General features: G+C 72.4%; 2 protein-coding genes. Both read left to right on the top strand.

The window, feature by feature from the left end; genetic code table 11:
* A partial coding sequence (gene ptsP, locus AC2YHT_RS25625) for a phosphoenolpyruvate--protein phosphotransferase (RefSeq protein WP_487292607.1) occupies positions 1–1,700 on the top strand: 1,700 nt, incomplete at its 5' end.
* 5 nt (positions 1,701–1,705) lie between these two features.
* Positions 1,706–2,613: PTS transporter subunit EIIC (locus tag AC2YHT_RS25620; RefSeq protein WP_487292606.1), on the top strand; the 908-nt coding region annotated here is incomplete at its 3' end.

The raw sequence follows: 2,613 nt of genomic DNA, 5'->3' as shown, positions 1-2,613 counted from the left end.
CGCCGTCCGAGCCCGCTGAGCCCGGCGTGCTGCGCGGGGTGATGGCCGCGCCGGGACTGGCGATCGGCCAGGCCGTGCGGCTGGCGGTCGAGGCGATCGCGGTGGCCGAGACCGGCGCCGGCGTCGCCGCCGAGCTGGCCGCGCTGGATGCGGCCCTCGACACGGTCCGCAGCCGCATCGCCCTGGCCGCCGAGACCGGCGAGGCCGCCCGCAAGGCGATCCTGGCCGCGCACCTGGCCTTCCTGGAAGACCCCGAACTCACCGCCGCCGCCCGCAAGCTGATCGGCGAGGGCAAGAGCGCCGGCTTCGGCTGGCGGCGCGCCGTCGGCGGCTATGTCGAGGCGCTGAAGGGCCTGGGCGACCGGCGGCTGGCCGAGCGGGTCGATGACCTGATCGACCTGGAGCGCCAGGTTCTGCGGGTGCTGCTGGGGCTGGAAGAGGAGGGCGTGCGCGCCCTGCCGGCCGGGGCGATCCTGCTGGCCGACGAGCTTCTGCCCTCGCAACTGATGGGCGTGGACCCCAGCCGCGTGGCCGGCTTCGCCACCGCTCGCGGCGGCCCCACCTCGCACGTGGCCATCCTGGCCGCGGCCATGGGCCTGCCGGCCCTGGTCGCCGTCGGCCCCGGCGCGCTGGAGATCGCCGACGGGACGGCCCTGATCCTCGACGCCGAGGGCGGACGCCTGCGGGTGGCCCCCGGGGCCGACGCCCTGGCTCAAGCCCAGAGCGCCATCGCCGCCCGCCACGAACGCCGCGCCGCCGCCAAGGCCGCCGCCCATGAAGAGAGCACCACCGCTTGCGGAACGCGGATCGAGGTGTTCGCCAATGTCGGCTCGGAGAAGGACGCCAAGGCCGCGACGGCGAACGGCGCGGAGGGCTGCGGCCTGCTGCGCACCGAGTTCCTGTTCCTCGACCGCGAGACCCCGCCCAGCGAGGACGAGCAGGCGGCCCAGTACCAGGCCGTGGCTGCCGCGCTCGAAGGCAAGCCGCTGATCGTGCGCACGCTCGACGTCGGCGGCGACAAGGCCGCGCCCTACCTGCCGATCCCGGCCGAGGAGAACCCGGCCCTGGGCCTGCGCGGCGTACGCGTCAGCCTGTGGCGGCCGCACCTGCTGAAGACCCAGCTGCGGGCCATCCTGCGCGTGGCGCCCCTGGGCCAATGCAAGATCATGGTCCCGATGGTCGGCAGTCTCTCCGAACTGCGCGCTGTCCGCGCCGTGCTCGAAGAGGCCAAGAAGGAGCTGGGGATCACGCAGCCCGTCGAGCTGGGGGTGATGATCGAGACCCCGGCCGCCGCCGTCACCGCCGACCTGATCGCCGCCGAGGCCGACTTCCTCTCCATCGGCACCAACGATCTGACCCAATACGTCCTGGCCATGGACCGGGGTAACCCGGAGCTGGCCGCCCGCATCGACGCCCTGCACCCGGCGGTGCTGCGGATGATCGACCAGACTTGCCAGGGCGCGAGCAAACACGGCCGCTGGGTGGGCGTCTGCGGCGGGCTGGCCTCGGATCTGGCCGCCGTGCCCGTGCTCCTGGGCCTTGGCGTCACGGAACTCTCCGCCACCGCCGCCATCGTGCCGGAGGTGAAGGCCCTGGTGCGCACCCTCGACCTTGCCGCCTGCCGCGACCTTGCCGCCCAAGCCCTGGACCTGACCTCGCCCGAGGCGGTCCGTGACCTGACCAAGCGCTTCGGAGCCTGACGCCGATGAAATCGCCGCTCGAAATCCTCCAGCCGCTCGGCCGGGCCCTGATGCTGCCGATCGCGGTGCTGCCGGTGGCGGGGCTCTTGCTACGCCTGGGCCAGCCGGATCTGCTCAACATCCCCTTCATCGCCGCCGCCGGCGATGCGATCTTCGCCAATCTGGGCCTGCTCTTCGCCATCGGCGTCGCCGTGGGTCTCGCCCGCGAGAACAATGGCGCGGCGGGGCTTGCGGGCGTCGTCTGCTTCCTGATCGCCACCGAAGGCGGCAAGGCCCTGCTGCACGTGCCCGCCGATGCGACGTCGGGCCTGGCCGAAGCCCACGCGGCTCTCGCCGGGGCGGCCTATAAGGCAAAAGCCCTCTCCAAGCTCAGCGTGCCGATCGGCATTCTCTCAGGGGTGATCGGCGGGCTGTTCTACAACCGCTTCTCGGGCTTCAAGCTGCCCGAGTACCTGGCCTTCTTCAGCGGCCGGCGGTTCGTGCCGATCGTGGCCGGCCTTGCGGGCCTGGTGATGGCCGGGCTGGTGGGCCTGGGCTACGACGCCATCAACGGCGGGGTGGACGCCGCCAGCCGGGCCATCGTCGGCTCGGGGCAGTGGGGGCTTCTGGTCTACGGCTTCCTCAACCGCATCCTGATCGTCACCGGCCTGCACCACATCCTCAACAACATCGCCTGGTTCGTGATCGGCGACTTCCATGGGGCCACCGGCGACCTTCGCCGCTTCTTCGCCGACGATCCGACCGCCGGCGGCTTCATGAGCGGCTTCTTCCCGGTGATGATGTTTGGCCTGCCGGCCGCGTGCCTCGCCATGCTGCACACCGCACGCCCCGAGCGCCGCAAGGCCGTGGCCGGCATGCTCGTCTCCCTGGCCCTGACCTCGTTCCTGACCGGGGTGACCGAGCCGATCGAGTT

The sequence above is a fragment of the Caulobacter sp. SRI_008 genome (assembly GCF_057586355.1).
Note: the sequence above shows the minus strand (reverse complement) of the source record. Positions and strands in the feature narration are given on the sequence as shown.